This window comes from Nonomuraea sp. B10E15 (assembly GCF_039871615.1).
GTDB lineage: Bacteria > Actinomycetota > Actinomycetes > Streptosporangiales > Streptosporangiaceae > Nonomuraea.
The window spans coordinates 92,325-98,324 of record NZ_JBDPMB010000030.1 but is presented as its reverse complement, the minus strand read 5'-3'; the positions used below and the strand labels follow the sequence as shown (position 1 = coordinate 98,324).

Sequence of the window (6,000 nt, the reverse complement as noted above, 5' to 3'; positions counted from 1 at the left end):
TCACGCTTGGCTCGCGCCGCCGGGGTCAGACCACCACCATCCGGATAACGCATCCCACCGGCATACTCCCGAATCCCGCCGTACGCATGCAACCGCGAGGTGACACCTCAGACTTTCAGCCTCTGTAAGCGATCGGGCACCTGCCACCAGAGGAGTTCGAAGCTCTTTACTACGCTCAACACCAGCCCAACGAACCCGCCGGAATCAACCGTTGAGGTCTCCATCAAAGTCGGGGCGCTTCAGGCTGAATGTTTGCGATTGATCTGACAAGGCCGAGAACTTAGCTCACCCATTCGTGGGCTCGTCTGGCCAGGCACCGCCCACGGCGAGGCCATACCGCAGGAGTCGAATGTCTTCGTCTGTCCCGAATCGGCGCGCCAATTTGATCAGCCAGTAGCTGGCATCGAGGTCCCCTGCCGCGCCTCGCACGCGAAGGCCTTCTCGATCCTGTCGGGACGCGAGAAGGCGTGCCAGCCACCTGGCTGCGCTCTCGTCTCCTGCGTCTGCCCGTTCGCGAAGCTTTTCTTCTCGATCATGCCTTGCCATGAATCGTGCGCTGTGCCAGGAGATATCGTTGTTGGCCTCCTGCGGCGGGGGTGTGTACCCAGGAGGGTTGTCTTGAGTTGAGGCCTGTCCGATATGGAGGCGAGCCGCCTCTTCCTCTCTGCCGAGCCGAGCCAGTAGGTCAATGAGATAGTGTAGGGCCTTGCTGTCACCGGCTTGGACACGTTTCCTGAGTTCTTCTTCTAGCCCTAGCGTGGCCATAACGGGGACCAGATGCCGCTCAGCGTCCTTATCTCCCGCGTTGGCTCGGATCTGCAGTTCCTCGAATTCTCCTCGCTCGGCGAGGAGTCGGGCCAGATGCCACGGCGCCTGCTTGTGGCCGGTGTCTGTCAATTGGCGATAGAACCGTAGAGCCTCTGCCTGGTTGCCTTGGTCTTCCAGGAGCTTAGCGAGCGGCCAACCTGCGTCTGGGTCCCCGTTGTCGACACGTCCGCGCAGCTCGGCTATCGATGCCAAACAGGTGAGCCGGAGTGCAGCGTCTTGGTCGCCGGCCTGGGCTCGTATTCGCAGCTCTTCCGCATGGTTAAGGCGGAAGAGGAGTTCCGACAGACTCCAGGAAGCCTCCACATCGCCTGCGTCCTCCACGGAACGGAGCACATGGGTTGCTTCGGCTAGCCTGCCGCGTTCAACGAGGAACGAAGCGAGTCCTCTGGCGGACTCCTGGTCGCCAGCGCTCGCGCGTACCCACATCTCGCTCTCTGAGCCCTTGCGTGCGAGAAGGCCAGCCAAGTACCTCGCTGCCTGCCGATCACCAGCGTTGGCACGCTCCCTCAGATCATCTGCTCGTCCACATTGGTGCAGCAGGCAATTCAGATTAGAAGCCGCCTCGCTGTCCCCTGCACTTTCCAAAGCGCGATAGATCATGATTGCATCGGCTTCCCTGCCACGTTGGATGGCGTGATCTGCAAGGGCGTATGCCGCTTCTTGATCACCCTTGGCGGCGCGAGCCCGAGCGTCCCGTTCGGCCTCTAGTTGGGCGAGTCTTAGTCTCGAAAGCTTATCTCCAGTGTCCGCAAGGCCGTGAAAGATCTCGATGGCTTCGCTGTCTCGGCCTTGGCTGGCCAGAAGGCTTCCCAAGTCGCCCGCTGCATCCGAAGAAACATCAGCAGCTTTCCGCAGGAGCGGCTCGGCGTAGCAATACAGCAAACGCTCCCGCGCGCACCAAGCCACATTTGTCTGGTCACTTGGATCATGGAGGTGATCGACGAGGGCCTGCCAGCACGAGGCGGGCGGTTGAACCTTTCTGCGTTCTGCCGCACCGTATTCTTGCAGGTAACCATCGAGCCGATAGCCCATGGTTTTGCCCATGACGCCCGGCGGAGCTACTGGGACCAGCGCGGACGCCGCCCCCATCAGGACTCTGGTGCAATACTCCAGGGCAGCTTTGAACCAATCGTCGTCGATGACCTCGGCCCGTTCACGAGGAGTGAGATAGTCATACGCTGCCTCTTTCAGGAGCTTTGTGGGAAGCGGACCCCACGCTCCAAGACGTTTGGCGTCCGCGGCGGCCTTCAGTAGCGCCGCAGCGTACGGACCCGCGCCCTTCCAGTACTTGATCAGCTGAGGTGCAGCAGCGATGGTCTGGACTAGTCCGTACTCAGTCACGCGCAAGGCGAGTCCTATCCGTACATCACCTGTCTCGGCGACGCTTCGTGCTTGCCGGATTTCGACGTCGCTGAAGTTGGCGTCGACGTACTTCACGTCGGCCAGGGCCAGCACTGCGTGAGCTCGCTCGTGCAGATCTGCGCCACCAGCAACGTGATCCGTACCAAAACTTTTCCAATAAGGGTGATCGTGATGCAACGTGGCGAGCAGGATTGCTCCGCTTTGACGTAGCGCACGAACCGTTGCGGCGGAAAGCCCGTCTGGTTCCGCGAGGTATCGATGCAGTTCATCCAGCCACACGACCAAGCGCGCGGGTCGCTGCTGGGCGACTTGCCGTACATGGGCAGCATCCGCCGGATGCAGAAGCCAGTATTGAGGAGCCACTTCCCGCAGCGCTTCTATGGCAGTGCGTGTCTTACCCACCGCAGATCCGCCAGCAAGCAGAACAAACCCGCCTTCGACGACCGCTCGCTTCAGCGATTCGCAAATCTCCCCGTCGACTTCTCTCTTGACGTAACCAGGTAGGTCGCCGAAGGCTCCAGGAACGTCAATAGCGGCACGGACACCAAGCTCCCGCAGGTTGGCGGCCTCCACTCGAACCAGCTCTCCGAGGCCGGGAGGCCTCTGCGAGAGGGCACGCTCCCGAGCAGCTCGCCATTCACCACGTTGGTCGACAGGCACACCACAGGCGCGGAGAAACAGATCTAAGGTCTCTGGTCTTGAACGTCCCTTACGAAACATGTCGTCAAGGGTCGATTTGCTCAACTTCTCCGGACATCCTGCATTGCTCAGCTCACAGTTCAGTCGGCGCTCAATGGCGCGAACAGAAAGATTGCTATCTCCTGCTAGCTTCCTCAGCGCCGCGCCAAGCTCCGCAGGCGTGTGCACCTGCGAACGGTCAACCGGCTCGGGCTCGCGACCAACGTCCTCGCCTGTCTGCGATTCGAGAGACGACATGCAGCGGTGTGCTCCTCGGTTGCGTGGTCCACGGTTCGGTCGAGGTCGCCGGACAACCGGATGCGCTAGAGATCCGATTCGCCAGCCTTCTCTCCTGCTGCTGCTCAGCCTGCCGCAAGCCGTCATCGACTTCCACGGATTGCCCGGTGTTGTCCGGACGTGCTGCCGGACAACACCGCCATCACGTGCCATAGCCCTGACCGGGTCGGTCCAATACAGACCCCAGACGACGGAAAGCTGGCACGATGTATGACCTCTCGCAGTGGATCACCCTCGCGGTTGCGGCGCTGAATCTTGCCACCTCACTGGTAGCGGTTCGACAGTTCATTCGATCGCAACGAGTGCGACTCCGGCAGGAGAGCAAACTACGGCGAATCAAGCGCCGCCGGGCAACGCCCAACACTCGTTTGTAGAGCTGCTACGCAACCCTCCGAGGCGACCTCCAGCGTCGCCACGAAGGGTTGCTGATCATCTTGGCCGATCTTCATCTGGCGCCAACACATGACTCTCATCACAGGGAACTGAGAAGGAACGAGCAGAGCTACTGGCACTGACGTGTGCTACACCGCTTGAGCAGCTGCAACTGTCTCGGAGTAGCGTCCCGACCTTCCTGCCCGCATCACCATGCGTCCCCCCTCGCTCCCCTGTTAGTTGAGGTCAGCCGTGCTCTACCTCGTTCCGTACCTGCCGCCACACCTGCATGTCGGCGGCTCGAATCTCGGTCGCGCCGCGAAAACAAACCGGGTAGAGCAGGTTCTCTGGGGCGTCCCCGTTGGGAACGCTGGGGTCAGGTATGGCCAGTGCCGACACCTCGACGACGATCTGCCACTCGTCGGGACCGCATTGAGCCAGGACGGTGCCTGGTAGCCAGGGCCACGAGTCGCGGTCGTCGTTCTGGTCATCGCGTAGGGGATACCTGACGAGGACGGGACTGTCTTCGGGGAAACGCCCGTCATTGTCGTCAGGGAGGTACTCGTTGTTCATGGGTTCCTCTCCCACTCCGGGGAAGAGCCACGGGAGCCACTTTTGGGAGCCAGCGCCTTACGGCTCTCCCAGACTTCCCGCGTCCTCCCCGGAGTGTTCTCTAAGGTGAGAGGCACCCCGATCGACTCAGATCGACATTCTCAGACTTCCCGGCTTTCCTTCGGGACGAAGAGGTCGTGGGTTCAAATCCCGCCACCCCGACAGAGTAGTACCAGCTTAGAGGCCGGTTCCGATCTTCGGAGCCGGCCTTCTGCGTTCCCTGCGTGACTACCGCAGCCAAACCGCACCGCGACGAGCGGCATACGGCCGTCTGCCGTCGCCTACACGCTGACCGATCCTGCCTTCTTTCCCCACCATTCCCGACAGGCCAGTCATGCCTGGCCTGTCGGAAAATATTGCCTGGCGGTTTTTGGCTATGCGTGGGAACGCTGCGCCTCGACCGCCGAGCCCGATGGCCGGCCCTCGCGGCGGCACCGCGTGGGCCGGCTCGATCGGTGTTCACCGGCGGCTGACGGTCTCATCCCCAGGGAGAGTGTCGGCATCGGGGCGGGGCGTGCTGTGGGCACGGGCGGCGGCGATGGTGGCCCGGCCGGAGGGCACACGGGCCGCAATCGCGATCACGACGATGGCGGCCAGCCCGGCACCCATGAGCAGGACCTGCACGCTGACCACGTCGGCCAGTGGCCCGAACACGATCATGCCGATCGGGGTGGCCAGCGCCATCACGATGCCGACGTAACTGAACACGCGCCCGTGCATGGCAGGTTCGACGGTCTCCTGGATCAGCGTCATGAACGGCGTCGAGAACAGCGGCACCAGCAGTCCGAACATGAACATGAAGCCGTAGAAGACCCACAGGTTGCCGCTCAGCCCGAGCGCCACAGTCACCAGCCCGAAGCCGTAGACGGCGACGAGGATCAGCCCGATCCGGCTGCGCTTGGCCAGCACCGTGGACACCAGGACGCCGCCGAGCAGCATGCCCAGGCCGAAGGCGATCTCCAGCACCGCCAGCATCCACTCCTCGCTGCCGAACGTGCGCGCGACCATCAGCGGCGTGACGAACGAGGGCGCCACGGTGAGCAGGAAGATGACCGCGTACACGACGAGCAGCCAGCGCACGATCGGCTGGGTGCGGATGTAGCGCATCCCCTCCGTCAGGTCCTGCCGGTAGGAGGCGCTGGCCTCGGCCGCCCGCTCCAGGGTCGGGACGGTGACCAGGGCCAGCAGCCCGATCCCGATCACCGCCGTGACCGCGTCCAGGAAGAAGACGGGGACGAGGCCGAAGGCGGCGAAGATCGCACCGGCGGCGGCGGGAGCGATCAGCATCATCGCCGACTGGATGGTCTGGAAGATTCCGTTGACGCGCATCAAGTGCTCACCCGGCACGATCTGCGGGATCATCGCCTGCACGGCGGGGGTCTGTACCCCCGCGCCCAGCGACCTGACGGCCACGGCCAGCAGGACGATCCACAGGTCGTTCGCGCCGCTGGCCATCAGCAGCGCGAGCGCCAGCGTCGCCGCGGCGATGGCGCCGTCGGCGATCATCACCAGGACCCGGCGGTTCATCCTGTCGGCGAGTACGCCGCCGAAGATCGACATCAGGCCCTGGGGCAGGAACGCGGCCACCGCGTAGAGGGCCACCGCCAGCCCGGAGCGGGTCTGCAGCGTCACCCACCACATCACCGCGTACTGCGCGATCATCGAGCCGAACAACGACATGGTCTGGCCGGTAAGGAACAGGGCGACGTTACGCCGCCAGTGGGTGGTGGTCATCTGGTCTTTCTCCGCTCGCAATGGGCATGGTTCTCCCCGCGGGGGTGGGCAGGGACTGGGGTTGTCGTGGTCAGGTGGCGGGCAGGTCGGGAGCCGCGCCGTGCAGGAAGAGATCGG

General features: G+C 63.2%; 3 protein-coding genes. All 3 read right to left on the bottom strand.

Going from position 1 to position 6,000, the window contains the following annotated elements; genetic code table 11:
- Positions 1-285 precede the first annotated feature (285 nt).
- The 3 genes from ABGB14_RS45165 to ABGB14_RS45155 all read right to left on the bottom strand — a co-directional run bounded on the left by ABGB14_RS45165 (position 286) and on the right by ABGB14_RS45155 (position 5,883).
- Positions 286-3,126, bottom strand: coding sequence for a hypothetical protein (locus ABGB14_RS45165; protein WP_347650050.1), 2,841 nt, complete (start codon positions 3,124-3,126; stop codon positions 286-288).
- Between the two features lie 657 nt (positions 3,127-3,783).
- A complete protein-coding gene (locus ABGB14_RS45160) occupies positions 3,784-4,110 on the bottom strand; it encodes a hypothetical protein (RefSeq protein WP_347650049.1) in 327 nt (108 codons plus the stop codon).
- Positions 4,111-4,608: 498 nt separating this feature from the next.
- Positions 4,609-5,883: an MFS transporter gene (locus ABGB14_RS45155; protein ID WP_347650048.1), complete on the bottom strand. Its 1,275-nt coding sequence runs from the start codon at positions 5,881-5,883 to the stop codon at positions 4,609-4,611.
- Positions 5,884-6,000 lie beyond the last annotated feature (117 nt).

Coding starts and splice junctions, on each gene's coding strand:
- ABGB14_RS45155 (WP_347650048.1), bottom strand. CDS start 5,883: ATGACCACCACCCACTGGCGGCGTAACGTCGCCCTGTTCCTTACCGGC.
- ABGB14_RS45160 (WP_347650049.1), bottom strand. CDS start 4,110: ATGAACAACGAGTACCTCCCTGACGACAATGACGGGCGTTTCCCCGAA.
- ABGB14_RS45165 (WP_347650050.1), bottom strand. CDS start 3,126: ATGTCGTCTCTCGAATCGCAGACAGGCGAGGACGTTGGTCGCGAGCCC.